The 26,287-nt window shown below is 60.9% G+C and carries 28 protein-coding genes and 1 pseudogene; 15 read left to right on the forward strand and 14 right to left on the reverse strand.

Annotated features, from left to right (window positions below):
* Nucleotides 1–8: 8 nt before the first annotated feature.
* The 11 genes and pseudogenes from ACZ5RI_RS01560 to ACZ5RI_RS01610 all read right to left on the reverse strand — a co-directional run bounded on the left by ACZ5RI_RS01560 (nt 9) and on the right by ACZ5RI_RS01610 (nt 7,773).
* Nucleotides 9–908, reverse strand: a complete 900-nt coding sequence (locus ACZ5RI_RS01560; RefSeq protein WP_464514359.1) for a hemolysin family protein — start codon at nt 906–908, stop codon at nt 9–11.
* A complete protein-coding gene (gene ybeY, locus ACZ5RI_RS01565; protein ID WP_464514360.1) occupies nt 905–1,366 on the reverse strand; it encodes an rRNA maturation RNase YbeY in 462 nt (153 codons plus the stop codon). Before ybeY ends, ACZ5RI_RS01560 begins: the two co-directional genes overlap by 4 nt.
* A complete protein-coding gene (locus ACZ5RI_RS01570) occupies nt 1,363–2,355 on the reverse strand; it encodes a PhoH family protein (RefSeq protein WP_464514361.1) in 993 nt (330 codons plus the stop codon). Before ACZ5RI_RS01570 ends, ybeY begins: the two co-directional genes overlap by 4 nt.
* Nucleotides 2,352–3,695: a tRNA (N6-isopentenyl adenosine(37)-C2)-methylthiotransferase MiaB gene (miaB, locus tag ACZ5RI_RS01575; protein WP_464514362.1), complete on the reverse strand. Its 1,344-nt coding sequence runs from the start codon at nt 3,693–3,695 to the stop codon at nt 2,352–2,354. The genes ACZ5RI_RS01570 and miaB overlap by 4 nt, the downstream gene beginning before the upstream one ends.
* Before the next feature lie 89 nt (nt 3,696–3,784).
* Nucleotides 3,785–4,582 (reverse strand): lysophospholipid acyltransferase family protein, encoded by a 798-nt coding sequence (locus ACZ5RI_RS01580; protein WP_464514363.1) that lies wholly within the window; start codon nt 4,580–4,582, stop codon nt 3,785–3,787.
* 10 nt (nt 4,583–4,592) lie between these two features.
* Nucleotides 4,593–5,006 carry a Fur family transcriptional regulator gene (locus ACZ5RI_RS01585; protein ID WP_464515522.1) on the reverse strand — a complete coding sequence of 138 codons (414 nt, stop codon included), beginning with the start codon at nt 5,004–5,006 and terminating at the stop codon, nt 4,593–4,595.
* A gap of 207 nt (nt 5,007–5,213) precedes the next feature.
* Nucleotides 5,214–5,537, reverse strand: a pseudogene (locus tag ACZ5RI_RS01590) (GNAT family N-acetyltransferase); the annotation flags it as partial.
* Complete coding sequence (tsaB, locus tag ACZ5RI_RS01595) at nt 5,534–6,196, reverse strand: tRNA (adenosine(37)-N6)-threonylcarbamoyltransferase complex dimerization subunit type 1 TsaB (protein ID WP_464514364.1); 663 nt, start codon at nt 6,194–6,196, stop codon at nt 5,534–5,536. The pseudogene ACZ5RI_RS01590 and the gene tsaB, both read right to left, overlap by 4 nt.
* Nucleotides 6,196–6,786 (reverse strand): malonic semialdehyde reductase, encoded by a 591-nt coding sequence (locus ACZ5RI_RS01600; protein WP_464514365.1) that lies wholly within the window; start codon nt 6,784–6,786, stop codon nt 6,196–6,198. Before ACZ5RI_RS01600 ends, tsaB begins: the two co-directional genes overlap by 1 nt.
* Before the next feature lie 51 nt (nt 6,787–6,837).
* Nucleotides 6,838–7,407 (reverse strand): NifU family protein, encoded by a 570-nt coding sequence (locus ACZ5RI_RS01605; RefSeq protein WP_464514366.1) that lies wholly within the window; start codon nt 7,405–7,407, stop codon nt 6,838–6,840.
* A 132-nt stretch (nt 7,408–7,539) separates the two neighbouring features.
* Nucleotides 7,540–7,773, reverse strand: a complete 234-nt coding sequence (locus tag ACZ5RI_RS01610) for a DUF1674 domain-containing protein (protein WP_464514367.1) — start codon at nt 7,771–7,773, stop codon at nt 7,540–7,542.
* A 158-nt stretch (nt 7,774–7,931) separates the two neighbouring features.
* On the opposite strand from ACZ5RI_RS01610, the gene htpX reads away from it, so the two are divergent.
* From htpX to pyrF, 3 genes are all read left to right on the forward strand, one after another.
* Nucleotides 7,932–8,813, forward strand: coding sequence for a zinc metalloprotease HtpX (gene htpX, locus ACZ5RI_RS01615; RefSeq protein WP_464514368.1), 882 nt, complete (start codon nt 7,932–7,934; stop codon nt 8,811–8,813).
* Nucleotides 8,814–8,923: 110 nt separating this feature from the next.
* Nucleotides 8,924–10,219, forward strand: a complete 1,296-nt coding sequence (locus ACZ5RI_RS01620; RefSeq protein WP_464514369.1) for an RsmB/NOP family class I SAM-dependent RNA methyltransferase — start codon at nt 8,924–8,926, stop codon at nt 10,217–10,219.
* 11 nt (nt 10,220–10,230) lie between these two features.
* Nucleotides 10,231–10,944 carry an orotidine-5'-phosphate decarboxylase gene (gene pyrF, locus ACZ5RI_RS01625; protein ID WP_464514370.1) on the forward strand — a complete coding sequence of 238 codons (714 nt, stop codon included), beginning with the start codon at nt 10,231–10,233 and terminating at the stop codon, nt 10,942–10,944.
* Nucleotides 10,945–11,342: 398 nt separating this feature from the next.
* Here pyrF and ACZ5RI_RS01630 read toward each other — a convergent pair whose 3' ends face one another.
* Complete coding sequence (locus ACZ5RI_RS01630; RefSeq protein WP_464514371.1) at nt 11,343–11,672, reverse strand: hypothetical protein; 330 nt, start codon at nt 11,670–11,672, stop codon at nt 11,343–11,345.
* Nucleotides 11,673–11,700: 28 nt separating this feature from the next.
* Here ACZ5RI_RS01630 and ACZ5RI_RS01635 point away from each other — a divergent pair, with 28 nt between their 5' ends.
* Together ACZ5RI_RS01635 and ACZ5RI_RS01640 are read left to right on the forward strand one after the other, a co-directional pair.
* The gene (locus ACZ5RI_RS01635) at nt 11,701–13,761 is read left to right on the forward strand and encodes a HAMP domain-containing methyl-accepting chemotaxis protein (protein WP_464514372.1); all 2,061 of its coding nucleotides are present in this window, start codon (nt 11,701–11,703) and stop codon (nt 13,759–13,761) included.
* A 1-nt stretch (nt 13,762) separates the two neighbouring features.
* Nucleotides 13,763–14,341, forward strand: a complete 579-nt coding sequence (locus ACZ5RI_RS01640; protein ID WP_464514373.1) for a chemotaxis protein CheW — start codon at nt 13,763–13,765, stop codon at nt 14,339–14,341.
* Nucleotides 14,342–14,431: 90 nt separating this feature from the next.
* Here ACZ5RI_RS01640 and ACZ5RI_RS01645 read toward each other — a convergent pair whose 3' ends face one another.
* Complete coding sequence (locus ACZ5RI_RS01645; protein ID WP_464514374.1) at nt 14,432–16,504, reverse strand: hypothetical protein; 2,073 nt, start codon at nt 16,502–16,504, stop codon at nt 14,432–14,434.
* A gap of 193 nt (nt 16,505–16,697) precedes the next feature.
* Between ACZ5RI_RS01645 and ACZ5RI_RS01650 the strand changes: the two genes are divergently transcribed.
* The 10 genes from ACZ5RI_RS01650 (at nt 16,698) to ACZ5RI_RS01695 (ending at nt 24,704) form a co-directional block, all read left to right on the forward strand.
* Nucleotides 16,698–17,399, forward strand: coding sequence for an NnrU family protein (locus ACZ5RI_RS01650; protein WP_464514375.1), 702 nt, complete (start codon nt 16,698–16,700; stop codon nt 17,397–17,399).
* 148 nt (nt 17,400–17,547) lie between these two features.
* Entirely contained in the window at nt 17,548–18,579 is a 1,032-nt protein-coding gene (locus ACZ5RI_RS01655) for an NAD(P)/FAD-dependent oxidoreductase (protein WP_464515523.1), read from the forward strand.
* A gap of 69 nt (nt 18,580–18,648) precedes the next feature.
* A complete protein-coding gene (locus ACZ5RI_RS01660; protein ID WP_464514376.1) occupies nt 18,649–18,957 on the forward strand; it encodes a 2Fe-2S iron-sulfur cluster-binding protein in 309 nt (102 codons plus the stop codon).
* A 149-nt stretch (nt 18,958–19,106) separates the two neighbouring features.
* On the forward strand, nt 19,107–19,715 hold the full coding sequence (locus ACZ5RI_RS01665) for a hypothetical protein (protein ID WP_464514377.1): 609 nt from the start codon (nt 19,107–19,109) through the stop codon (nt 19,713–19,715).
* A gap of 80 nt (nt 19,716–19,795) precedes the next feature.
* On the forward strand, nt 19,796–20,557 hold the full coding sequence (locus tag ACZ5RI_RS01670; RefSeq protein WP_464514378.1) for a Clp protease/crotonase-like domain-containing protein: 762 nt from the start codon (nt 19,796–19,798) through the stop codon (nt 20,555–20,557).
* A gap of 24 nt (nt 20,558–20,581) precedes the next feature.
* Nucleotides 20,582–21,334, forward strand: coding sequence for a hypothetical protein (locus tag ACZ5RI_RS01675; protein ID WP_464514379.1), 753 nt, complete (start codon nt 20,582–20,584; stop codon nt 21,332–21,334).
* 73 nt (nt 21,335–21,407) lie between these two features.
* Nucleotides 21,408–21,950: a 3'-5' exonuclease gene (locus tag ACZ5RI_RS01680; protein ID WP_464514380.1), complete on the forward strand. Its 543-nt coding sequence runs from the start codon at nt 21,408–21,410 to the stop codon at nt 21,948–21,950.
* A 120-nt stretch (nt 21,951–22,070) separates the two neighbouring features.
* Nucleotides 22,071–22,652, forward strand: a complete 582-nt coding sequence (petA, locus tag ACZ5RI_RS01685; protein WP_464514381.1) for a ubiquinol-cytochrome c reductase iron-sulfur subunit — start codon at nt 22,071–22,073, stop codon at nt 22,650–22,652.
* A 1-nt stretch (nt 22,653) separates the two neighbouring features.
* Nucleotides 22,654–23,907, forward strand: a complete 1,254-nt coding sequence (locus ACZ5RI_RS01690) for a cytochrome b (RefSeq protein ID WP_464514382.1) — start codon at nt 22,654–22,656, stop codon at nt 23,905–23,907.
* Entirely contained in the window at nt 23,904–24,704 is an 801-nt protein-coding gene (locus ACZ5RI_RS01695) for a cytochrome c1 (protein WP_464514383.1), read from the forward strand. Before ACZ5RI_RS01690 ends, ACZ5RI_RS01695 begins: the two co-directional genes overlap by 4 nt.
* 15 nt (nt 24,705–24,719) lie before the next feature.
* Here the strand turns inward: ACZ5RI_RS01695 and ACZ5RI_RS01700 are convergent, their stop codons facing one another.
* Nucleotides 24,720–26,231 (reverse strand): UxaA family hydrolase, encoded by a 1,512-nt coding sequence (locus tag ACZ5RI_RS01700; RefSeq protein WP_464514384.1) that lies wholly within the window; start codon nt 26,229–26,231, stop codon nt 24,720–24,722.
* Between the last annotated feature and the right edge of the window lie 56 nt (nt 26,232–26,287).

The raw sequence follows: 26,287 nt of genomic DNA on the forward strand, positions 1-26,287 counted from the left end.
GCTTGCGATTATTCCGTCTGGGCGGCGGCGGTACCGTCGAGCGGACGGATGCGCAGGCGTTTGACCCGGCGCGGGTCCGCCTCCAGAATTTCAAATTCATAGCCCGCCGGATGGTGGACGATTTCGCCCCGCTGCGGCACGCGGCCCAAAATGGCCACCGCCAGCCCACCCAGCGTTTCGATTTCCTCTTCATCCTCGCTCAGCGGGATGTCGATGCCGGTCTCGGCCTTGAAATCCTCCAGCCCAATGCGGGCATCGGCCAGAAACGCCCCACCCGGCATGGCCTGGGTGTGGGGGGCTTCTTCGTCATGCTCGTCGGTAATGTCACCGACGATTTCCTCGATGATGTCTTCGATCGAGACCATGCCATCGGTGCCGCCATATTCATCGACCACCAGCGCCAGATGGATGTGCAGCGTCTGCATCTTCAGCAGCAGATCGAGCACCGGCATCGATGGCGGCACGAACAGAATGTCGTGGCGGATCGCAGGGATCGGCGTGTCTTCCATTTTGAAATGGTGCGGGCCGTCCGGCTCGAGCAGACTGAGCACGCTTTTGAGATGCACCAGCCCGGTGGGATCATCCAGCGTCTCACGATAGACCGGCAGGCGCGAATGCTGAGCCTCGCGAAATTTCAGCACCAGATCGGTTAACGAAGTGCCTTCTTCCACCGCAATGATGTCGGCGCGCGGCACCATGACATCCTTGACCTTCAGCTCGCCAAATTTGAGCAGATTGGCCAGCATGGTGCGTTCCGGGGCGGAAAAATCAGGACTTTGCCGGTCGCTTTCCTCGATAACTTCTTCGAGGCTTTCACGCATGGCCACGGCGGCATCGCCGTGCAAAAGCTGCGACAGTTTCTTGAACAGCGGCAGCTTCTCAGATGGGGAAGGGTCGGTCTGGCTCATTGTCCTGAGGATTTTAGCACATAAGGGTTGGCAATGCCCAGCTTTGCCAGAATGGAAATTTCCGCCGCTTCCATCACCTCGGCCTCGGCCGGGTCGATATGGTCAAAACCGATCAGATGCAGCGTGCCATGCACCGCCAGATGGACGGCGTGATCGGACAGGGTTTTGCCTGCCTCGGCCGCCTCGCGCGCGCAGACGCCATAGGCCAGAGCGATATCGCCCAGATAGCCGTCAGCGACTTCCGGCGCGCTCGCCGGGAACGATAACACGTTGGTCGATTTATCCATTTTGCGAAAAGCGGCATTCAGCTCGTGCAGCCGGTCATCGCCCGCCATCAGAAGGGTCACATCGCCTTTGCGGCCCATTTCGGCGAGCGCTGCGGCAGCCCCGCGGCGCAGTTTGGCGGTAAGTTTCGCCGGACGCCAGGCCTCGTCAACGATCTGCACGCTGATGCTCATTTGCCTTTGCCTTTGGATTTGGCATCCGCCTTTGCACTTTTACGCCCCGCCGCATCATAGGCGGCAACGATGCGCGCCACCAAGGCATGACGCACGACATCCTTTTCGCCAAAGCGCACCACGCCAACCCCTTCGACACCATCCAGAATGGACAAGGCCTCGCTCAAGCCTTCCGGAACGCTGGCGGGCAGATCGCTTTGCGACGGATCCCCGGTCACCACCATGCGCGAATCCTCGCCCAGCCGGGTAAGAAACATCTTCATCTGGGCCGTGGTGCAATTCTGCGCTTCGTCGAGAATGACAAAGGCGCGGCTTAACGTGCGTCCGCGCATAAAGGCCAGCGGTGCCACCTCGATCACACCCTGTTCCATCAGCTTGTTGCAGTTCTCGCCCATCACCTCGAACAAGGCGTCGTAGAGCGGCCGCAGATAGGGATCAATCTTCTCTTTCAGATCGCCGGGCAGGAAGCCCAGCCGTTCACCGGCTTCCAGCGCCGGGCGCGACAGGATCAGCCGGTCGACCTGACGGCGATAGAGCATCGAGGCGCCAAAGGCCGCCGCCAGATAGGTCTTGCCGGTGCCCGCCGGACCAATGCCGAAGGTCAGCGGCTGTTTGGCCATGGAATCGAGATAGGCCCCCTGCAGCGGGGAGCGGGCACGGACCGATTTGCCGGTTGAGGTGCGGATCACCGTCGCCGCTTTGACCGGGCCATCGCTGTGGGCGGCGTCGAGCACGAAACGAATTTCGGCATCCAGCTCGGCCAGATGGCCCGGCTCGCCGGCTTCCAGACGGACATAGAAACGGCGCAGGATCTCGCCAGCCCGGGCCCGGGCCTCGCCGGTGACTGCCACCCGGTTGCCGCGCGTTGAAATCTGCACGCCGAGCTTTTGTTCCAGCCGCACGAAATGCTTTTGACCCGGCCCCGCCAAGCGGGCCATCAGCCCGTTATCGGCAAATTCCAGTGTCAACGCGGCTGGTCCTGCGGTCATGACGAATGCTCCAAACGACCTTCGAGGGAATTGGGCCCCACGGCAATAATCTCTACTTCAGCGGGTTTGCCAATCAGATCCGCCGCGCCCATGACATGAACCGGCTGCAGATAGGGGGTGCGGCCCACGGCCTGATCTTTTTTGCGACCGGGCTTTTCAAACAGCACCGACAGCCGCCGCCCGACGCAGGAGGTTTTGAACGCATCCTGCTGCTTGAGCAAAAGGCTTTGCAGCTCCTGCAACCGGGCATCCTTGACCGCTTCGGCGAGCTGGTTTTTCTCGCCCGCCGCCGGGGTACCGGGGCGCGGGCTGTATTTGAACGAATAGGCCTGCGCAAAACCCACGGTCTCGATCAGCTTCAGGGTTGCCGCGAAATCCGCATCGGTCTCGCCGGGGAAGCCGACGATGAAATCGCTCGACAACGCCAGATCCGCGCGTGCCGCACGGAAGCGATCAACCAGCTTCAGATACTCCGCCGCTGTGTGACCACGGTTCATCGCCTTGAGCACGGGATCGGAACCAGACTGCACCGGCAGGTGCAGATAGGGCATCAGATTTTCGATCTCGCCATGGGCGGCGATCAGATCATCGGACACATCGCGCGGATGGCTGGTAACATAACGCAGGCGTAAATCCGGATGGCGATCCGCCAGCGCGCGGATCAGCCGGGCCAGGCTCCATTGCCCGCCCGATTGACCATTTGGCGCGGCACCGCAATAGGCGTTGACGTTCTGGCCCAGCAAGGTGATTTCGCGCACCCCGCCCGCCACCAGATGGTCGGCTTCGTGCAGGATTTCCGCCGCGGGGCGCGAATATTCGCTGCCGCGGGTGTAGGGCACCACGCAATAGGTGCAGAATTTATCGCAGCCTTCCTGCACAGTCAGGAACGCTGTCGCCCCGGTAATACGGGCCTCGGGCAGGGTGTCGAATTTGGGCACCGCCGGAAAATCGAGATCAAGCGCCGTACCGCCATCGCGGGCCAGCTTGGCCAGCATTTCGGGCAGGCGGTGATAGGCCTGCGGCCCGACGATCAGATCGACGGCGGGCTGACGGCGGGCGATTTCCTCGCCCTCGGCCTGGGCCACGCAGCCAGCCACCGCCAGCACGGTTTTTTTACCTTCGGTGGCACGGGCTTCCTTGAGAAGACGCAAGCGGCCCAGTTCAGAAAACACCTTCTCGGCCGCCTTTTCGCGGATGTGACAGGTGTTGAGGATGATCAGTTCGGCATCATCCGACGTATCGGTCGGAACAAACCCCAGCGGCGCCAATACGTCTATCATCCGGTTGGAATCATAGACGTTCATCTGGCAGCCATAGGTTTTGATATAGAGTTTTTTCATAGGTCGGTCTTTGGGGCAGTCTTTGGGGCACAACTTACGGGGCCGGGGTGCAAGATCTTAAAAAAGCCAGGCGGGCATGCTGCAGGATTTCAGGCCGCCGCGCCGCGCCACAGCGCCGGGGCCCGCAGCAGACCGGCACGCACCACATCCTCGGCCAGCTTGGCGGCTTCTTTCCGATCCCCGGGGGTATAGCGGATCGGCTCGTGATACTGCACCACCACATCAACCGGCCCGCCCTTGAGCAGGCTCCAGACATGGGGCACCAGATCGGCATCGCCGATCCAGGCGCAATGGTCGCGGTCTTCATAGCCGATCGGCAGGCCATGATGGCCGACATAGGCGATCGAGACCGGCTGAATAACAAAACTGTGCCCGGCCGGGGTGTCGGTGCCATCACCGACCGCCGCCGCCATCAGCGAACTTTTGAAAGGTTGCACCCCATTACCGGCCGAGGTGGTGCCTTCGGCAAAGATCGCCACCGACTCGCCGGTTTCCAGGCGCTCGCGAATGGCATCCATCTGCTCGCCGACCTTGCCGCGTTTCTTGCGTTCGATCAGCACCGACTCCTGCAGGCGGACCATGATGCCGACCATCGGCCAGTTGGCGATATCGTGGCGCGACACAAAGGCCATGCGCGAGGTCGAGCCCAGCACCGGAATGTCGAGATAGGACTGATGATTGGCCACCAGCAGCACGCCCTTGCCGGCAGGCTTGCCGAGGACATGGACGCGGATGCGGAACAACCGGCACCAGACTTTATGGAATTTTTGCGGAAATTTCTTGCGCCGCCGGCATTTGAATTTCACCGAGGTGCCCTGCCAAATCGCAGCAAACAACACCATCAAAACAAAAAAAACAGCGACCGCAGCGGCCCGAACTTTATTCATAGCGTCTGTTTCAGCGCGGCTTCTTGGGCGTGCCATAGAGCTCTAGGCGATGATCGATCAGCTCGAACCCCAGCTCCTCAGCAATACGCCGCTGTAATTTTTCGATTTCTTCGTCGCGGAATTCGATCACCCGGCCGGTCTGCACATCGATCAGATGATCGTGGTGGGATTCGGGGTTTTCCTCGTAGCGCGAGCGACCATCACGGAAATCATGACGTTCGAGAATCCCGGCATCTTCGAACAACTTAACCGTGCGATAGACGGTGGCGATGGAGATCTTGGGATCGAGCGCGGCCGCACGGCGATACAGTTCCTCGGCATCGGGGTGATCGGCCGCCTTGGACAGCACGCGCGCAATGACGCGGCGCTGTTCCGTCATGCGCAAACCCTTGTCGATGCAGAGTTGTTCGATCCGCGTTACCATTTCATCACGCCCTTGTGGCACTAGGCCGTCTGCTTGAACGCTATCCAGCGGGGTCACTGTAAGCTGTTTGACCTCAGGTAAAGGCAGGAACGCCCGTAAGACAAGAGCATCCTGTGCAATATTTTTGCCGTCCCGGTAGTATCCGGTGCGGCGACCAGCCTCGCTAAAGCCCATTTGGGCGTAAAGCGCAAGGGCGGCGACGTTGGTCACATTAACCTCAAGGAACATCTGGCTGGCCCCCAGCGCAGCGGCCCGGGCCCCGGCCGCCTTGAGCAAAACCCGCCCGACGCCCTGACGGCGGCACGCATCCACCACGCCGAAGGTAAGGATTTCGGCCTCACCGGCGGCAACACGGACCAGAATAAAGCCATCCGCCACCCCGGCCAGATACGCGAAACAGCCATCCTGCCCCAGTAAATCGGTCAGGAACCCGGCGCTCCAGCGGTCGCTGTGGCAGGCCGCCTGGATCTGCGCCAGGGTTTCGGCCTCGGCCGCGGGCAAGGGCTGAGAGGGGTCAATCAGCCGGATCATGCGGGACGGGCCGCATCCGGCAGCAGGCCACCGGGCAATTTGGCATCGGGCGGGCGCAGATATAGCGGGGCGGGGGCTTCCGCCGCAGGGGGCGAATCAACCGCCAGACGGGCCACCCACAGCGCATCAGGGGCGGTAACCGGGCTTAAAACCGCTTGCGGCAACAGCGCCGCCGCAGCAGGTGCCGCGGTACCGGCCAGCACCAGCCCGGGTAAGGATTTCAGCCGCTCAACCGCCGCGCCAAAACCCAGCACTTCTGGTTCACTTTCGCCTAAACCCGCCAGCAGAAAATAGACCTCGTCACGGCGGGCATCGTGCAGCACGGCACAGGTTTCGGCCTTGGCTTCGGCCAGCGCCTGCGCCGCCATCGCCGCCAGCGAGGTTACCCCGTTCAGCGGCTTATCCGTGGCAACTTTCAGCGCCCGCATGAAAGCAAGGCCAATCCGCTGGCCGGTGAAGGTGCCGGGCCCCGTCGTGACCGCCAACCGATCAAGATCGGCATAGGCCAGCCCCGCCTCGGCCATGACATCGGCTACCATCGGTGCCAGCGCTTCGGCGTGACCACGCGCCATGGTCACGAAGCGGCGATAAACCTGGTTATCCACAAGCACGGCAGCCGAACAGGCCCCCAACGCGGTATCAACAGCCAGAATGCGCATCACAGGATCTTGCACGCGTCGTCAAAGCCCAGCCGGGGGGCGCGCGGATGCGTACCCTCGGGCGAGCCATAGCCAAGATTGCACAGGAAATTGGCCTTAATCTTAGTCCCGGCGAAGAATTCGCCGGTGACGCCCGCCGCGTTGAAGCCCGACATCGGCCCACAATCGAGGCCCAGTGCCCGCGCCGCTAAAATGAAATAACCGCCCTGCAGGGTGCCGCTGCGAAAGGCGGTTTCCTCGGCCATGACCGGATCAGCGAACCAGTCCTTGGCCGCCGGGCTGTGGGGAAAAAGCGTGGGCAGCGTTTCGGCAAAGGCCAGATCATACCCGATGATGGCGGTGACCGGCGCCGCCATGGTCTTGACCACATTGCCTTCGCTTAAAAAGGGTTTGAGCCGCGCCTTGGCCTCGGGCGAAGCCACAAACAGAATCCGCGCCGGACAGGCGTTTACGGCGGTCGGACCCCAGCGCATCAGATCATACAGCGCCATCAGAATGGTCGGACTGACCGCTTTATCGGTCCAGGCGTTACAGGTGCGTGCCTCACGAAACAGGATCGCCAGCGCATCGTCGTTAACTGTACGGGTCATGGGTTCCTCGCTTGCTAAAAGGCTAACGGCTTACAGGCACCAAAGCACCACTTAGATGGACTGCACCGCATTCACTTCCGGCACATAATGGGTCAAAAGCCGCTCGATACCGTTCTTCAGGGTCATCGTGGCCGACGGACAGCCCGCGCAGGCCCCGCGCAAATGTAAAAACACCGTGCCGGTCTTGTCGTCAAAGCCTTTGAACTGAACATCGCCGCCGTCAGCGGCCAGTGTGGGCCGCACCCGGGTTTCGAGCAATTCGCGGATTTGCGCCACGACTTCGCTGTCCCCGGCGCCCGTATCGCCATTTTGCGGCCCGTCAGTCTCCTGGGCGTGGGCCGCGATCAGCGGCACGCCGGACTGAAAATGCTCGACCATCAGCGATAAGAGCAGCGGTTTGACATCGGCCCAGTCGCTGGCGGTCTTGGTAACCGACAAAAAGTCCGAGCCAAAGAACACCCGCGAAACCGCGCCGGTCTCAAATAAAGCCTGTGCCAGCGGCGAGCGGGCCGCATCGGCCGCCGTGGGGAAATCGGCGACATGGCCGGGGCCCAGCACCGCGCAACCGGGAAGAAATTTCAGGGTCGCCGGATTGGGGGTCGATTCGGTCTGAATGAACATGGCAAACCTTTAGTTGACTAAGAAACTCACCTATTACAGCCCTTTCACTACTTGGACCTTTGTCGCCCGCCGTGCAAGAGGGCGGGCAAGGCATGCCTCCTCAAAACCTCCCCCACTTTTGCGCACGTTGCGTTAGAAATCGCAGATCATGCCCTTTTTCTCCCAGTCGCCATAGCGTGTCGGCTCGGGGCCGCTGCGGCCACCCTTTTCCGGCGGCAGGCTCGCGGGCGCGGCGCGGCGGGCAGCGGCTTCGGCCAGCGCCCGGGCGGCGGCTTCGGCAATCCGGGTCTGAACCAGCCCCGGATCGGGCGGCGCATCCGCGCCTGAGGCTGTAAGCGTCTTTTTCGACAGGATTTTCTCGCGCATGTGAACCTTAGCGGCTTGACGGGGCCGAACCGCAGCATACATCACCCTTATAGCGTTTGGCCGCAGCTTTTTCGTAAAACCCGCTCAATACTGGCCCACGTCAATTCTGGCCCACGTCAATTTTGGCCCAACAGTCGCTTCCCGAAGGAGATTTCCCCGTGAACACCCTGCGCACCGGTTTCTTGATGGCTCTGCTGACCACGATTTTCGTGGCGGCCGGGTTTCTGATCGGGGGGCCGGGCGGGATGATGATCGCGTTCCTCATCGCGCTGGGGATGAATTTCTTCTCTTACTGGAATTCCGACCGCATCGTGCTGTCGATGTATGGTGCGCGTGAAGTGGACGAGGCCACCGCCCCCCGGCTTTACGGCATTGTCCGCCGTCTGGTTACGAACGCCCGGATGCCGATGCCGCGGGTCTGCATTATGGATAATCCCCAGCCCAACGCCTTTGCCACCGGCCGCGACCCGCAGCATGCCGCGGTCTGCGCCACGACAGGTATTCTGGAGCGGCTGTCGGACGAGGAACTGGCGGGCGTTCTGGCCCACGAACTGGGCCATGTCCGCAACCGCGATACCCTGACCATGACGGTGACCGCCACCATGGCCGGTGCCATCTCGATGCTGGCCAATTTTGCCTTCTTTTTCGGTGGTTCGGGCGAGGACCGCCGTAACAACCCGCTGGGCATTGTCGGCGTCATTCTGATTGCGGTGCTGGCCCCCATCGCCGCCATGCTGGTGCAGATGACGATCAGCCGGGCCCGCGAATATGAAGCCGACAAGGCGGGGGCTGAAATCTCGGGCCACCCGTTATGGCTGGCCGGGGCGTTGGAGAAAATCGCCTCCTCGGCCCCCCGGATCGAAAATACGGTGGCGAACGAGCATCCGGCCACCGCGTCGATGTTCATCATTAATCCGCTGAGCGGCGGCGCGATCGCCGGGCTGTTTTCGACCCATCCGCCGACCGAAGAACGCGTCGCGCGTCTGCGTGCCATGGCTGGCAAGCCTGCAACCGGCTATACACCCGGCCCCTGGGGCTGATAGAGAACCGGGCAATCAGGAGATAGAAGTTGCCCCAAGCCCCAAGCCGTCCGCCGCAGAAATCGAAAAACACGGGTTCAAAACCGGGGGCAACCCAATCTGCTGGCCAAATGTCAGCGGGGCAAAAGTCTTTTGCCAAGCCCAGCCCGGCGCGGGCTGCCGCCCTTGCCATGCTGTCGACGGTGCTCGACAAGCGCCGCCCGCTGGAAGCTGTGCTTGGCGTAACCGACGGGCTTGAGGAACGCGAAGCCCATTTTGCCCGCCGCCTGACCAGCGAAACCTTACGCCGCCTTGGCCAGCTTGAAGCGCTGATCGGCAGGTTTCTGGCCAAGCCACTGGCCCGGCACAAATCCGGCCCGGCGCTGGAGATTCTGCTTCTGGGGGCCTGCGAGCTGATATTCCTTGACGCCCCGGCCCATGCCGCCGTCGATGCCGCCAACCGGCTGGCCGCCGCCGACGATAAGGCCAAGCATTTCAAGCCCCTGATCAATGCGGTGTTGCGCAAAATCGCCTCAGAAGGCAAAGCGATGACCGCTACGCAGGACATTTCGCTCAATCTGCCCGACTGGCTGTGGAGCCGCTGGTGCGAATTCTATGGCGAGGATACCGCGCGCGCCATCATAGAGGCCCAGCTCAAACCCGCCCCGCTCGATATTGTTGGCACCACCCCGCCGGGGTTTGCCGCCGAATATGGTGCCACGGCACTGTTCGGCCCGGTGCTGCGCCTGGCGCCGCAGCGGGTTGATACCCTGCCCGGTTATGCCGAAGGCGGCTGGTGGGTGCAGGACGCCGCCGCCACCTTACCGGTGAAATTGCTTGGCGATGTGGCGGGCAAGCGGGTGCTCGATTTATGTGCCGCACCGGGTGGCAAGACCGCCGAACTGGCCACCGCCGGGGCCATCGTCACCGCGGTGGAGCGTGAACCGGTCCGGCTGGAGCGGTTACGCGAAAACCTCGCCCGCCTGAAGCTGGAAGTCGAGACCATTGCGGCAGACTTACGCGATCTGGATCTGGAACCGGCCCCCCTGGTGCTGATTGATGCGCCCTGCAGTGCCACCGGCACCTTGCGCCGCCACCCGGAATTGCCCTGGATCAAAGGGGCCAGTGACATCACCCTGTGCGCCGGGGTTGCGGGCGAATTGCTCGACGCCGCCGCGCAGCTGACCGCGCCGGGCGGATTGCTGGTGTTCGCGGTCTGCTCGCTGGAAGCCGAGGAGGGGCCGGAACAGGCCGCCGCCTTCCTGCACGCCCACCCTGAATTTTCGCTGGTTCCCGCCACTGCCGACGAACTTTATGGCCATGATGAATGGCTGATCGACGGGGCTATCCGCACCCTGCCTTGCCATCTGGCGGAATTTGGTGGCATGGATGGCTTCTACGCTGCCCGCTTCCGTAAACAGCCTTAAACGAGGTTCCCATGCTGTCGAACAAGTCCATCCCCGCCGCCGACCGTCTTATCCTGGCCCTGGATGTGCCCGACACCGACAAAGCCCGCCAGATCGTTGAAGAGCTTGGCGATAGCGTGCAGTTCTACAAGCTTGGCCTCGAGATGTTCATGGCGGGCGGCTATTTCGAGCTGATCGACTGGCTGAATGCCCGAGGCAAGAAAGTCTTCGCCGACCTGAAATTTTTTGACGTGCCCAACACGGTGGCCGCCGCGGTGCGCCAGTTACAGGGCCGCGGCGTCACCTTTGCCACCGTGCATGGCAATGACGCCATCATGGAAGCCGCCGCCGGGGCCAAGGGCGATACCAAAATTCTCGCCGTCACCGTGCTGACCTGCCTCGACGAAGGCGACATGAAAGCCCTGGGCTTTGAGGCCGATCCCCGTGCGGTGGTGCTGTCGCGGGCCAAACGCGCATTGGCGCTGGGTTGTGACGGGGTGATCTCGTCGGGCCTTGAAATCGATGGCATCCGTGGCGAAGTCGGCGAGAATTTTCTGGTCGTGGTGCCCGGCATCCGCCCGGTGGTCAACCGCGTGGCGGATGACCAGAAGCGCACCGTCGATGTCGAAGACGCCTTCAATCTGGGGGCCGACTATATCGTGGTGGGCCGCCCGATCCTGAAGGCCGAAGCCCCCAAGGCCGCGGCCGCGGCCATTCAGGCCCGCATCGCCAAGCTGTTCGCCTGAAAATCCGCCCCTATCCGGGCCCCATAACACCAAATTGATCTGAACCGCACGCGCCGCAAACGCGTGCGGACGGGTGGATGACGCCAGCCCGGCATCAAGCCCCCCTTAAAGCCCTTGCTGCCGAAGGCCGCGCGGGCCGCGGGCGAGGGCAACACCTAAGCACGAATTCGCCCCAAAACCATCTGAGCGTGATTATATAATTTCACGCGTTTATCTGTCGCGGCATGATAACGGCAAAACATCACAGCTGCGACTTCTGATCTGTTTACAGCAAACTGTGCAATTATACTTATCGTACACAGCATTGATTCGAAACAATCTGTAATACCGTCGTATTAAACATTCTGACCGATTCGATTCCCGGTATGATGTGAGTCAAGCATAAAACGACTGCACGTTTATTTTTTTCCGTCATGAGTCAAAGATATGACAAACCGATTTCTTCTTCCGCAAAAAACATAATTAATTCTTTGTTGACTCCCAGTCACGAATGAATATTCATACAATACATAAATGGAATCACGTAAAGGCGCACGACCGACTATCTCTGGTGCACTTTGAGATTTCTTCGCAGTAACGCTGCCTATATCCGCAGACGCCTTAAAAGCCGCCAGCAAGTCCTGCCAAGCCTCCTTGCACGCGGTCTTATAAATAACTTCGAGCTTGGTCTGTTTGACCGCAGCGGAAAATGGCTGCCCCCAAAGCATCGGGTGAGCGGCAAAAAACATACCGCGGGTCGCAAAATGGGGGAGTCACATGCGTCTTACCATCAAGTTGAAACTTGGCCTGATCTTCACCCTGCTGGCTGTCATGCTGCTGGGGTCGAATCTGCTCAGCCTGGTCAATCTGCAGAAAAGTATTGATGACCTGACCAACGTCATTGATGTCCGGGCCGACCGGGTCAAAACCACGCTGTTAATCGACAAAACTCTCAACAGCATCATCCGTAAGGAAAAGACCCTGCTGTTGGTGACCACACCGGAACAGCAGCAACTCTATGACCGCCAGCTTGGCGAGCAGTCCGATAAAATGGACCAGTTGCTCGACCATATCAGCGCCATTGCCTCGGATCAGGGCAAAGCCCCGATCGCCGCGCTGCGCCAGCAATGGGAAGAGTTCAAACCGCTCGACAAGAAAATGCGGGCACTGGTGCTGTCGGGCCGCACCCCGGAAGCCATGCAGGTTTCCTTCGGCGAGATGAAAACGCTGAACTATGCCATCAGCGAGGGGGCAGAAAATCTTGCTGCAATTTCACAGCGTGGTCTGGAAGCTGCCAAAACCGAAGCCAATGAAGCCTATCAGTCGACCCGCACATCTTTGATCATCATTACACTGATCACGCTGCTGCTCAGCATCGGGCTTTCCGTCTGGATCATGATGGCGATCAGCCGTGGCCTGAAACAGATCCGCGACATGACCGATGCGGTGGCGATTGGCGATCTGGATCAGCGCATCGACTATGCCGCCAATGACGAGATCAGAGATGTCGTCGATTCCGTTCACAATATGACCGATAATCTGAAAGAAACTGCACATGTCGCCGACCGTATGGCGGTGGGGGATCTGTCGAAAGAACCGCGCGTTCTGTCGGACAAAGATGTTCTGGGCAAATCGATGCTCGGCGTGCTGCAGCGCCAACGCCACGTGGCCGACGTGCTGGAAAATATTGCCATTGGCGATTTATCTTACGAAGCAAAACCGCGCTCCGCAGAAGATAAACTCGGCATTGCGGTCAAGACCATGATCGCCTCTTTACGTGAATCTGCCGAGATTGCCGATAAGATTGCCGGTGGCGATCTGACGATCGCGCCACACCCGGCCTCGGACAAGGACCAGCTGGGTCTGGCCCTTAAAACGATGGTTGAGCGTTTGCGTTCTGTTGTGAGCGATGCGCTTGCGGCGTCGGAGAATGTGGCGTCGGGCAGTCAGGAACTGTCCTCGGCCTCGGAACAGGTCAGTCAGGGCGCCACCGAACAGGCGGCCTCGGCGGAAGAAGCTTCGGCCTCGATGGAACAGATGGCGGCGAACATCAAACAGAATGCCGACAATGCGTCCCAGACCGAGAAGATCTCGAAACAGTCGGCCAAGGATGCCGAGCTGAGCGGCGAGGCGGTCAACAAGGCGGTGGCAGCGATGCAGACCATCGCCGAGAAGATCACCATCGTGCAGGAGATTGCCCGCCAGACCGATCTGCTGGCGCTGAACGCGGCGGTGGAAGCGGCCCGCGCCGGTGAACATGGCAAGGGCTTTGCGGTGGTGGCCTCGGAGGTGCGCAAGCTGGCCGAACGGTCGCAGCAGGCCGCAACCGAAATCGGCGGGCTGTCGGGCCACACGGTCAAGTCGGCACAGGAAGCAGGCGCCATGCTGGGCAAGCTGGTGCCGGATATCCGCAAGACGGCGGAACTGGTGGCCGAGATCAGCGCCGCCTGCCGCGAGCAGGATATTGGTGCCAGCCAGATCAACGAAGCGATCCAGCAGCTCGATAAGGTGACGCAGCAAAACGCGGCGGCGTCTGAGGAGATGTCGGCAACCTCGGAAGAGCTGGCGAGCCAGTCCGAAGCGCTGGAAAGCGCCATCGCCTATTTCAAGGTCGACAGCGCGGCGTCGGGTACGTCTAAGGTTGCAACGCGTGGCACCACCCGCATTGGCAGGGCGGGCACATCTGGGCTAAAGTCTGCGTCAGCGAAAACCGGGGCACGAAGCAACCCCGCCGCGGGCGTGGGTACTGGCATCGCCATCGACCTTGCCCGTGCGACGGCCCGCAGCCTCGAACGCGGTGGGCCGGATGCGGCGGATGCGGAGTTCAGGGACTATTAAAATGGCCGAAACCAGCACCCGTAAAGGCGATGAAATCCAGTATGTCACCCTGTGTCTGGGGGCGGAGGTGTTTGCCGTTCCCGTGGCACTGGTGCGCGAGATACTGGACTATCGCGAAGCCTTCCGGGTGCCGGAAGGCCCGGCCTATCTCAACGGGCTGATCGATGTGCGCGGGCGGGCGACCCCGGTGATTGATCTGCGCACCAAGCTGGGGCTGACCAGGGCCGAGATCACCGCCGCCACGCGGATTATGGTGGTGGACGTTCCAATCGATGATCCGGAAGCGGCCCCGACGGCGGTGCATGACACGCTGGCGCTGGGGCTGGTGGCCGACACCGTGCTGGAGGTCATCAGCCTGTCGACGGATCAGATCGAACCGGTGCCGACCGTCGGCAACAGCTGGCGGCTCAGCTATATCGCCGGTATCGTCCGCCGCGATGACGGCTTCGTCCTGATCTTCGATCTGCAAAAATTGATGACTGCACCGGATATTGCCGCCTTACAGCCCGCGCTGGAAGCGCCCTCTGAAACCGGGGCCGAGGATCTGGCGGCGCTGAACCGAATTCTTGAAGGCCATTAGACTCCCCCGAAGAGCTAAGACTTCAAGACAACTTGGGCGTCGTGGGGGTAACCCCGCGGCGCCCATTTTTCATGCCCCAAGGCAAAAGTTTCAGAGCCGCCCCAGCGCATAGGAAATCGCCAGATAAATCTTGCCGGTATCGGCCGACAACAACGAGGTCGCCAGCAGACTGCCCCGCCCGGCGGTATCGCTGGTACGCACCTCGGCCATCAGGGCCTCAAACTCTTTGAGGTAATTATCGGCGCTGTCACGGAACACCGCATTTTCCCGATACAGCATGGCGATACGGTGGACCGTTTCGCCATCAATCGCCGACGCCAGTTTGCGGGCGAAAACGCCCCGATCACCGGCAAGGAATTTGCGCCACTCGGCCAGCTGCGGCCCGTTATCCGACGCGATGGCGTCCAGATCGACCGCCATCTCGGTTAAGGTGGCCTGCAAAATCTGTAGCGCCGAGGCCGGGGCCTGTTTGGGCCGGGTCGGCCCTTCGGCCGCGGCGAGCAGGGTGCTGATCTGCCAGTTTTTTTCCGACTCAACCCCGGGGGCCCACACTTTTTCCGTTCCGGTCTTGTGTTTGCTAACGCCAAGACGGCGGCGGAAGAAGCCCAGTCCAGCCTCGGCCTCCTCATGGGGCAGGGCTTTTTCCGGTTTCGGCGGAGCCATCGGTGTGGCGCGGCTGTGCAGGGTTGCCAACACCTCGGCCGACAGGGTCAGCATGGCTTCGCTTTCCTGACGGACGACATCGCGAACCTTCTGCACCTCGGTCTGGGCCAGAGCGGGCAGGCTGACGGTATGGCGCTGGACCTCCTCGACCGCATCGGCCATTGCCGTGCGCAAGACCCGGCTTTCGGCGGCCAGCGCATCGGCGGTTTGCAACAGCTTGCCACATTCGGACAACGCGCCGGTCACCAGCGCACTGGCGCTGGCCTTGGCCTGACCGGAAGCTTCGGTAATCAGAGCCTGCGCCCCGAGGCCGGCCTTGTGCAATTCGCCCACCATCAGCGCCAAAGCTTCGGCGGTAGCCTCGCCCACCTCTTTGAGGCCGGCGGCTTCGCGGACAAAGGTCTGCGCCAGCTGGCTGGTGCGGGTCGAGGCCGCGCCCATGATGCTATCGAGCCGCCGTTCGGATTCGCCCGCCAGCCCGGCAAATTTCTGCGCCTCGCCATCAAGGGTGGCGAGCATCCGCTCCATCGCCTCACGTTCGGCGGTAATCGCGGTTTCAAAGGACAGCCCATCTTCTTTGAGCCGCTGCAGGGTTTCGTTCATCGCCACGCGATGGCGTTCCTGACGACCCAGCACAAATTCGGCCCGCGCCATGGCGGCATCGGCGACCGATTCAATGCGTTTGACCTGTTTGTCGAGTTCGACCGCCACGGCATGGGGCGCTTCGGCCGCCGTGCCCGCCGCCTTGCTGAATTTGGCCGACTGAACTTCCAGCGCTTCGCCCGCCGACTTCAGAGTCTTTTCCGCCGCATCAATGGTGCCTTTAAGCTCGCCCACCCGGCCAGCCAGCTTTTCGCTGACCCGGGCCGACGCATCGGACAGCGCGTTCATCCCGGCATCAATGCGGTCGCGTTCGCCAGCCAGCCGCCCGGCCAGACTTTCGCCATGGGCATCCAGCCGTAAGCCCGCCGCATCAATGGCACTGATCTGATTTTCAAGCTGATCCTGCATCGCCTGCATACGACTGAAGGCGGTATCCAGCCCGCTGTTCAGCGCATCCAGCTCGCGCCGCACCGCCTTGCCGATACGGGTGGCGGTCCGCGAGGCGGTTTCATCCGCGGCAAACAATTGTTCGGTGGCAACGGCGAAGGCTTCGGCCGCCTCGCCCATGGCCTGACCACGGATCAGCACCCAGGCCACCGCCATGAACAGCAGGGGCGGCACAATGGTGACAATGGCGAAGATCGCCCATTGCTGGGCATCCAGCCCCGCCGGACCGCGCGCACCGAAATAGCCCATCAGATAGGCGCCAACACCGCTGGCCCACAGGCTGGACAGCACCACAGCCGCCAGCAGGGCCGCAATTTTGGCATGCGGTTTGGCAGGCCCATCGTCGCCATAGGGGCCGCCATCGCGGTCAGGCACAGGGCCGGACAGATCCGCCGTAGGCAGACGGATCGGTTCGTTATTGGCGTCGTTCACGGAAACCGGGGCGGTCATAGGCGACCTTCGCGTTAGGCTTCTCTGGATAAAAACACTATCCGAAAAAGACTGATTTACCAGTCCAAAACCGGTTTCAACCACAGAATATTGTCATTATACCTGTCAATTATGGCTAGCGCTTGCGATTTGCCACAACGCGATGCAGCAATCGGGTGGCTCAGGCCCAACATTACGCCGGGGACGGATGAAAATGACGCAACTGATGCTGGCCTGTGGGCTTTTTCTGCTGCTGCATCTGGGCATTGCCGGAACGGCGTTGCGCGGAATAATCGTTACCCGCATCGGCTTTAACCCCTATCGCGGGCTGTTTGCGCTTGCCGCACTGGCGCTGATGATCTGGATCTGCCGGGCCTATGGCGCGGTCTATGGCAGCGCGGAAAACCTGCTTTTATTCGACCCCAGTCAGACCTGGCGGAATCTTGCCCTGCCGGTGGTGGGGATCGCGTTTCTGCTTGGCTTTCCGGGCTTTCTGATGGCCAACCCGACATCCGCCGGGCAGGAGGGCGCCAGCCTTTACGGCGTGCAGCGAATCACCCGCCATCCCTTTTTGTGGGGCGCAGCGGTCTGGGCCGCATTCCACCTGATCGGGGCAGGCGATCTGGCCTCGACCATCCTGTTTGCCACCTTCCTGATCCTGCCTTTGGCGGGCACCCGTTCCATCGATGCCCGCGCCCGCCAGCGGTTGGGGCATGAGCGCTGGCAAAGCCTTACCGCCACCAGTTCCAACCTGCCGTTCGCCGCCATCGTGACGGGCAAAAACCGCTTTTCTTTTAGGGAAATTTTCGACACACGGTTTGCCGCCTCATTAGCCATATTATTGATATTGTTATATTTTCACGCACAACTGTTCGGGCTGTCGCCCTTTACCAACGGCTGGCTGCCACCCATCTGACACCATAGCGCGTCACGATTTTTATTTCCTTGCCCCAAGGTAGGCGAATGGACTTGCAAATGCCGTGCGATCATGGCCATGTCTGCCATCTTGTCGCAGACAATCGTTAAACGAGTGGCCGTTTCGGACGCATAGCAAGAGGTCAATCATTACCGTGAGTAGCTTTGAAACCGACGTTGTCATTATCGGGGCCGGGCCGTCCGGCCTGTTTGCCGTCTTCGAACTGGGGCTTCTGGGCCTGAACGCGCATCTGGTCGATATTCTCGACCGCGCCGGTGGCCAGTGTACCGAGCTGTATCCTGAAAAACCGATCTATGACATTCCCGGCCTGCCCTCGGTCAAAGGGCAGGAACTGACCGACAATCTTCTGGCCCAGATCAAGCCGTTTGCGCCGGTTTTCCATTTCGGCGAAATGGCCACCGCGCTGACCAAACGGGATGATGGTCGCTGGAAGCTCGCCACCGATGCCGGCACCGAAATCATCGCCCCCGTGGTGGTGGTGGCCGCCGGTGGTGGCAGCTTCATGCCCAAGCGCCCGCCGGTGCCCGGTATCGAGAATTTCGAAGGCAAATCGGTCTTCTATGCCGTGCGCAAGATGGACGATTTCCGCGCCAAAAAGATCCTGATCGCCGGCGGCGGCGATTCCGCCCTCGACTGGGCGATCAATCTGGCCCCGATTGCCGAAAAGCTGACCCTGGTCCATCACCGCGATGGGTTCCGCGCCGCCCAGCACAGCGTCGATAAGATGCGCGCGCTGGTCGCCGAAGGTAAAATCGATTTCCACGTGGCCTCGGTCAAGGCGCTGGAAGGCGAAGGTGGCCAGATCAAAACCGCAACGCTGGCCGGAACCGATCAGAAAACCTGGCAGATGGAGGCCGATGCCTTCATTCCGTTCTTCGGTCTGACCATGAAGCTGGGCCCGCTGGCCGATTTCGGCCTGTCGCTGACCGACAATCTGATCCCGGTCGATACCGCCAAATTCGAAAGCGGCACCCCGGGCATTTTCGCCATCGGCGACATCTGCACCTATCCCGGCAAGCTGAAGCTGATCCTGTCGGGCTTCCATGAAGCGGCCCTGATGGCACAGGCGGCGTTCCATATCTGCAAGCCGGACGACAAGCTGCGCTTTCAGTACACGACATCGTCATCGAATTTGCATAAGAAGCTGGGCCAAGGCTGACAGCCGGGCGTTAATGCCCGACGCCACACCCTGCCAGCATGGCAGACCAGATTTTGGTGGAGAGGAAGAATGAAGATTTACGCCAAGGATCGCGAAGGTAACGCGCACGAGCTGGAAGGCCGTGACGGCTGGACGATCATGGAAATCCTGCGCGATGGCGGCCTGGATATTGCCGCTGAATGCGGCGGGGCCTGCGCCTGCGCAACCTGCCATGTCTATGTCGAAGATGGCTGGTTTGAAAAACTGCCCGAACCGACAGAAGACGAAGTCAACATGCTGGATATGGCCCTCGGCGTGCAGCCCAATTCGCGGCTGTCGTGCCAGATGACCTGCTCGGAAGAACTGGACGGTATCCAGCTCACCGTCGCCCCGGAATAAGATCCGGCTTACGCATTTTACGAAAACGGCGCCGAAGGTGATCTTCACGCGGCGCCGTTTTTGTATGGCGCATGCGGTCAAAAGTACCGCATTGCATTACCGGCCCCCCGGCATAAGAACGCTTACGCTGTTAAAAATGAGGGGGCATCATGAACGACGGTTTCGACGATCTGGCCGCGGAAACCCAATCGGGCATCGGGGTCACACGGCAGCAAGATGCCTTTGCGCGGCTATGCTGCATCATGGCACTGATCGCGGTTATCGCCGCGCTGTCAGCCCCGGCGGATGTGGTGACGCATTATCTGATGCCGACGCTGAACATCCCCAACACATCGATCAACATCTGCCTGACATACGCCGATTGTGACGGGGCGCTGGCCCGCATCCCGCTGCTGCAGCGCCTTGGTGCACTGGCACTTTCGCTGTTTCCGGCACTGGCACTGACCAGCACCTTTGTTGCACTGGCCCGTCTGTTTCTACGGTTCAGCGCCGGTAATTTTTTCTCCGTCCACGCCATTCGGCTGATCCGGCTGATTGCAGCATCTCTTGCGGCATATACTGTCCTGCGGATTGCCTTGCAGTTGCCAATCCATGCGCTGGAAAGCTGGCACCCGGTCGGGAACAAACACGCCGTAGATATCACATTTCAAACCACTGCCGGGGATGCCATTGCGATATTTGCGGCCGGAACCGCGCTGGTGTTTGAGCGGATTTTTGCCCTTGCCCGCCAGCAGTACGAAAACACGCTGGCAAAGTAACATCGTCTGATGTGCTTGACGGCGAACACACAGGGTTGTTGAATTTTTGACGTGGCAACAGCAGCCTTGCAGAAAGAAAAATGATCCGAATTGCCGTGTTTGCAGTCAGTCTGCTTTTTGCATCGGTTACAGTGGGTTCAACAGGAGATGCATCCCCTGTAGCGGCCTCTGCAGATTTGCCACCATCATCCATTTGTCATTACTCATCTGGAGGTAGTGTCACATATAACGGGCAGACATCGGCAGGTTTGGCTGCGTGTCTCGACGGCGCTCCGGGTCGCATCATCCACACCCTGAACATTACGTCTGATGGTGGTGATGCCGCCCAAACACTGGCTTTAGCCCGGCGGTATGAAGGGCGGATCGGGCATGTGGTGGTGCAAGGCTGGTGCGCCTCGTCCTGCGCCAATTATATTCTGCCCATCGCCGACACGATCACCGTACCGGACAATGCCTATGTCGTTTTACATGGCTCATATTCGGCACAGACAATTATTGATGACCAGAAAAAGCTTGCGGTACAGCTCCACAAAGAGCATCCCAAGAATACTTACCATTTTAGCCCGACAGCAGATGAAGCACGGGCGATTGAAGCCGATCAGAAAGCCTTCGAAAAACGGCGGCTGTCGTGCCCTGAATGGCTGCACCCGAACGTGCTGCCCCCCTCACAACTAAATCTTGGCTTTCCTGTCAGCCACGATACCATCAGTGTGTTCTTTGTTTCGTCCACCATGGCCCAACGGTGCCTGAAGCATACGAGAATTCTGGCATACTGGATTCCGCCACGAAGCCAAAGAACCGAGAAGAAATTACGTGCAAATCACGGGGTCTTGCTGCCCTGAGGACAGATATAAGGAAGTGCAATCATGACAACCATGCACCGTGTCGCTATTGCGCTGATACTCTTGCTGGGGTCCACAGCCATACAGGCTGAACAGCTTCCCGAACCGCCGCCGGGCCAACCCTTTTGCGCCTATCCCGCCCCCGGTAAAGTCATTTTCCACGGCACCACCGAAGCGCTGGCCGCCTGTCTGGACGGCGCGCATGAGCAGACCATTGCCGAGCTGCGCATCACCTCACCGGGTGGCGATGCCGCCACCACGCTGAAGCTGGCCGACCGCTATGCCGGGCGGATTGGCCATCTGATCGTCGATCAGCGCTGCACCGGCACGTGCGCCACCTATATCGTGCCGACGGCGGCACGGCTGACGGTGCTGCCGCAGTCCTTTCTCATCGTGCACGGCGCTTTCGACGCCGAACGATTGATCGACAAGATGAAAGCCCTGCAAACCGCCTATGAGCGCCAGCATCCCGGTAAGGCCGTTGCCCTGTCGCCGAGCGAGCCGGAAGTCTGGGCCATCGACAAGGAACAGGATGATTTTTCCCGGCGCTGGCTTAGCTGCCCCGAGTGGCTGCACCCCGACAGCCTGACGAATAGCGCCACACTGGCCAAACGCCTGCCACAAACCCCGGTGGAGAAGATCCGTGCCTACATCGTCAGCCGGTCGATGGCGACGCGTTGCCTGAAGCAAACCCGGCTCATCGACTATTGGTCGGCGGCGGGCGCGGGCGATATTCCGGCCCCGTTACAACAGCAGGGTATCGTGCAAATTCCCTGATATTGGCCCCAATATTGGCACTGACGGGAAAGTTGGCTTAAAGAACGCCCTGCCGCCATTATCCGGGTACGCCATGCTGTGTTTTGTTGCGCTTGATTTTGAAACCGCCAATACCGCCGCCGACAGTGCCTGCGAAATTGGTCTGGCGCGGTTTGAGGATGGCGCACTGGTGGCGCAACAATCCTGGTATATCCGCCCGCCAACGCCGGAGTTCCGCTTCACCTATCTGCACGGCATCGACTGGAACATGGTCAAGGATGCGCCCGACTTTGGCGCTTTGCTGCCGGAGATTGAGGATTTCATCGCCGGGGCCGAGTTTCTGGCCGCCCATAATGCCGCCTTTGACGCCCGCGTGCTGCGCACCACCGCAGCCCGCTATGACCGGCGCCCGCCGTCACAGCCCTTTTTGTGCACCGTCAAACTGGCGCGCGCGGTGTGGAACATCTATCCCACCAAGCTGCCCGATGTTTGCGGCGCGCTCGATATCGAGCTGGGTCGCCACCATCGCGCTGGCTACGATGCCGAAGCCTGTGGTCACATTGTGCGCCATGCCGCCGCCCATCTGGGCGAAGCCGCCTTTCGCACCCAAAGCGCCCCATTACTGCGCCCGGCTTGAAAAATCCCCCTTACCGTGCCATTTCGGCGCGCAGGCGTGGGTATCCCCATCACATCTGTGCGGCCTGCGCGATTTTTTTCGGGAAACCGACCGTGCCATTCAGTATGGTGCAGCGGTCAGATGCAGCAAGGCACCTTCGTGACGGATAAACCGACCTCCAGCAGACGCGACTTTTTGTACATTGCCACCGCCGCCTCGGGCGTGGTGGGGGCGGGTGTCGCGGTATGGCCCTTTCTCGATCAGATGAATCCGTCCAGCGCGGTGCTGGCCGAGGCATCGGAAGAAATTGACCTTTCCGCCATCGCGCCGGGTATGCAGGCGGTTTATTCCTGGCGCGGCCATCCGCTGGCCATCCGCCACCGCACGCCAAAAGAAATCGCCGAAGCCCGCGCCGTGCCGCTTGATGCGCTGATCGACCCCAAGGCGCGTAATGCCAATCTGGCCGAAGATGCCCCGGCGACCGATGCCAACCGCGTCCTTCATCCCGAATGGCTGGTGGTAACCGGCGTCTGCCCGCATCTGGGCTGTACCCCGGTGCCCAGCCTGCCACAAAGCCCACAGGGGAAGTTTGGCGGCTGGCTCTGCCATTGCCATGGTTCCCAGTTCGACACCGCCGGGCGCGTGCGGACCGGACCGGCAGTGGAAAATCTGTTCGTACCGCCCTATCACTTCCTCACGGACAACAAGATCAAGGTGGGCTGACATGTCTGAAGGACCGTCCTATCAGCCGAAAACCGCGCTCGGCCGTTTCTTTGACAGCCGCCTGCCGCTGCCGCGGGTGGTGCATGACCAGTTCATCGCGTTTCCAACGCCACGCAACCTCAATATCTGGTACACTTTCGGCGCTATTTTATCGGTCTTTGTTGTCTTACAGATCGTCACCGGCCTTGTGCTGGCGATGCACTACATCCCCGATGCCACCAAAGCCTTTGCCTCGGTCGAGGCCATCACGCGCGATGTCAATTACGGCTGGCTGCTGCGATCGATGCACGCCACCGGGGCGACAGCGATTTTCTTTGCGCTTTATGTCCATCTGTTGCGCGGAATTTATTACGGCTCGCACAAGGCGCCGCGCGAAATCGTCTGGATCATCGGTGTACTGATTTATATCGTAATGGTCGCCACCGCCTTCCTCGGCTATGTGCTGCCGTGGGGCCAGATGTCTTACTGGGCGGCCACCGTCATCACATCGGTCTTCGGTTCACTGCCGCTGGTGGGCGAGGCGATTACTCACTGGCTGTGGGGTGGCTATGCCGTCGGCGCGCCGACACTGACCCGTTTCTACACCCTGCATTTCGTGCTGCCTTTTATCATTCTGGCGCTGGTGGCGCTGCACATCTGGGCGCTGCATATGGTGGGCAACAACAACCCCGTCGGTATCGACACCAAGGGGCCGGGCGACACGCTGCCCTTTCATCCCTTCTTCACCTTGCGGGACGCGGTGGCGGTTGTTCTGTTCCTGATCGTCTATGCTGTGTTTGCCTTCTATGCCCCGGACGCCTTTGCCAGCCCGGATAATGCCATACCGGCCAATCCGCTGGTCACCCCGGCCGAGCTGACACCGGAATGGTACCTACGCCCCTATTACGCCATGCTGCGCGCCATTCCGTTCAAGCTGATGGGCGTGATCGTGCTGTTCGGCGCCTTTGTCAGCCCGCTGTTCGCCCCCTGGCTTGATTACGGCAAGGTGCGGTCCTGCCGTTTCCGCCCGCTGATGAAGCTGTTCTTCTGGGGCTTGGTCGCCAGCGGAATCATTCTGGGTTATGTCGGTTCGGAACCGGCTGACGGCGTGTTGCAGCTGGGCGCACTGCCGCTGCCGCTGATCTGGCTCGGGCGGCTGGCCACGCTGTATTATTTCGCCTTTTTCTGGGTGGTGATGCCGGTTTTGAGCAAGATCGAAAAGACCTTGCCGGTGCCGGTATCGATCGCCAGACCTGTGCTGGAGACCACGCCATGAGCCGCTATTTACTGCTCAAAGCGGGCGTGCTGGCCCTTGGTCTGGTGCTGCCTTTTGCATCGGCCGGGGCCGATACCACGGCGCTGAAACCACCGCCGCAAAAATGGTCGTTCGACGGGCCCTTCGGCCGCTATGACCGGGCCAGTCTGCAACGCGGTTTTCAGGTCTATCGCGAGGTTTGCGCCGCCTGCCATGGCATGAACTTCGTGCGCTTCGGCGACCTTGCCGCCGCAAGCGGCCCCGGCTTTGATGCAGCGGCGTTACACAACATCATGGCTTCGTTCCAGCTGCCCGCCGGGCCGAATGACAAGGGCGAAACCACCGACGATGCCGGTGCGCCGCTGACCCGCACCGCCAAGGTGACCGATGCCATTCCGTCGCCCTTTGCCAACGATCAGGCGGCACGCGCCGCCAACAACGGGATGCTGCCGCAGGATCTGTCGCTGATCGTCAAAGCCCGCGCTGGCGGGGCGGATTACATCTATGCCCTGCTGACCGGTTATCGCGATGCCCCGCATGGTTTCCAGATGGCGCAGGGTATGAGCTACAATCCCTATTTCGCCGGACGGGCCATCGCCATGGTGCCACCGCTGGCCGACGATACCGTAACCTTTGGCGACGGCACCAAAGCGACGACGGCGCAGGAAGCCCGCGATGTGACCAACTTTCTGGCCTGGGCGTCGGACCCGGCGCTGGAAATGCGCCACCGCATCGGGCTGGAGGTCCTCGCCTTTCTGATCTGGTTCGCCGGGCTGGTGGCGCTGTCCTGCCGCAAGGTGTGGAAAGACAACAAATAGCCCGACCATCCGGAACTACATCACCGCGCCAATGTGCCAGGGAACGAATTCGGCATCGCCGTACCCCAGTTCCTCGCTTTTGGTCTTCTGGCCGGACGCCACCTTCAGCATCAGATCCAAAATGCCCGCCCCGGCCTCGGCAATCGTCGTGGTGCCATCGGCAATCGGGCCGCAATTGTAATCCATATCCTCGATCAGCTTGTCATACATCGGCGTATTGGAGGCGAGCTTGATCGACGGCGTCGGCTTATAGCCAAAGGCCGAACCGCGCCCGGTGGTAAAGACAATCAGATTGGCCCCCGACGCGACCTGACCGGTGGCAGAACAGGGGTCAAAGCCGGGGCTGTCCATGAAAACCAGCCCGTGGGCGGTGATCGGTTCGGCATATTGCACCACCTGGTTCAGCGGACTGGTGCCCGCCTTGGCCACCGCGCCCAGCGACTTTTCCAAAATGGTGGTGATGCCACCCGCCTTGTTGCCCGGCGAGGGGTTATTGTTCATCTCCATCTTGTTCTGGGCGGTATATTCCTCCCACCATTTTATGCGGGCGTTCAGGGTATCGGCGATGTCGGGGCGGATGGCGCGCCCGGTCAGCAGATGCTCGGCACCATAAATTTCCGGCGTTTCGGACAGGATCACCGTGCCGCCCAGCGCCGCCAGCCGGTCACTGGCATTACCCAGCGCCGGGTTGGCGGTGATGCCCGACCAGGCATCCGACGCGCCGCACTGCAAACCGACGCTTAAAGCCGAGGCCGGTTGTGACGTGCGTGTGGCCGCCGCCGCTTCGGGACACATCAGTTCCAGCCGCTTCAGCCCTTCTTCGACCGCCTTACGGGTGCCGCCGACATCCTGAATGGTATAGGCCTGAAAGCGGGTTCCGGTCTTGATATCGAAATCTTTGACCAGCCGGGCAATCTGCGGAATCTCGCAGCCCAGCCCCACCAGCAGCACGGCGGCAAAGTTCGGATTGTTGGCCGTGCCCCACAAGGTGCGCACCAGAAGATCGTACCACGGCCCGCCCGACTGCATGCCGCAACCGCTTTGATGAACGATCGGCACAAAACCATCGATACCGGCAAAGCGCGGCAGCAGCTCGGCATTGGCACGGGCCGCGATCTGGCGTGCCACCGTGGCCGAACAATTCACATTGGTCAGGATGGCGACGTAATTGCGGGTGCCGACCCGGCCATCGGCCCGCAGATAGCCTTCAAAGAAACGCGGGGGCTCGTCGGCCTGATAAGGCACGATGGTTCCGGCCCGCAGCCGTTCATCCGATACCGCCAGATTCTGCACATGGACATGGGCCCCGGCGGCAATATCCACCGTGGCCACGCCAATCACCTGACCATATTTGCGCACCGGTTCGCCCGCGCCGATGGCACCAAGCGCCACCTTGTGGCCAAACGGAATGGCGGCCGAAATCAGCCCGCCGCCCAGATCGGTTCCCGCCGCCAGCGGGCGGGCCGCCACCGCGACATTGTCCGAGGGGTGCAACCTAATGACACCGGTTTCCGATTGTGCTGCCATGGAATGCGCTTCCTTCAAATACCAACCCTTTGCCAGCGTGATCTTAACGCGAAATG

This window comes from Micropepsis pineolensis, assembly GCF_055392125.1.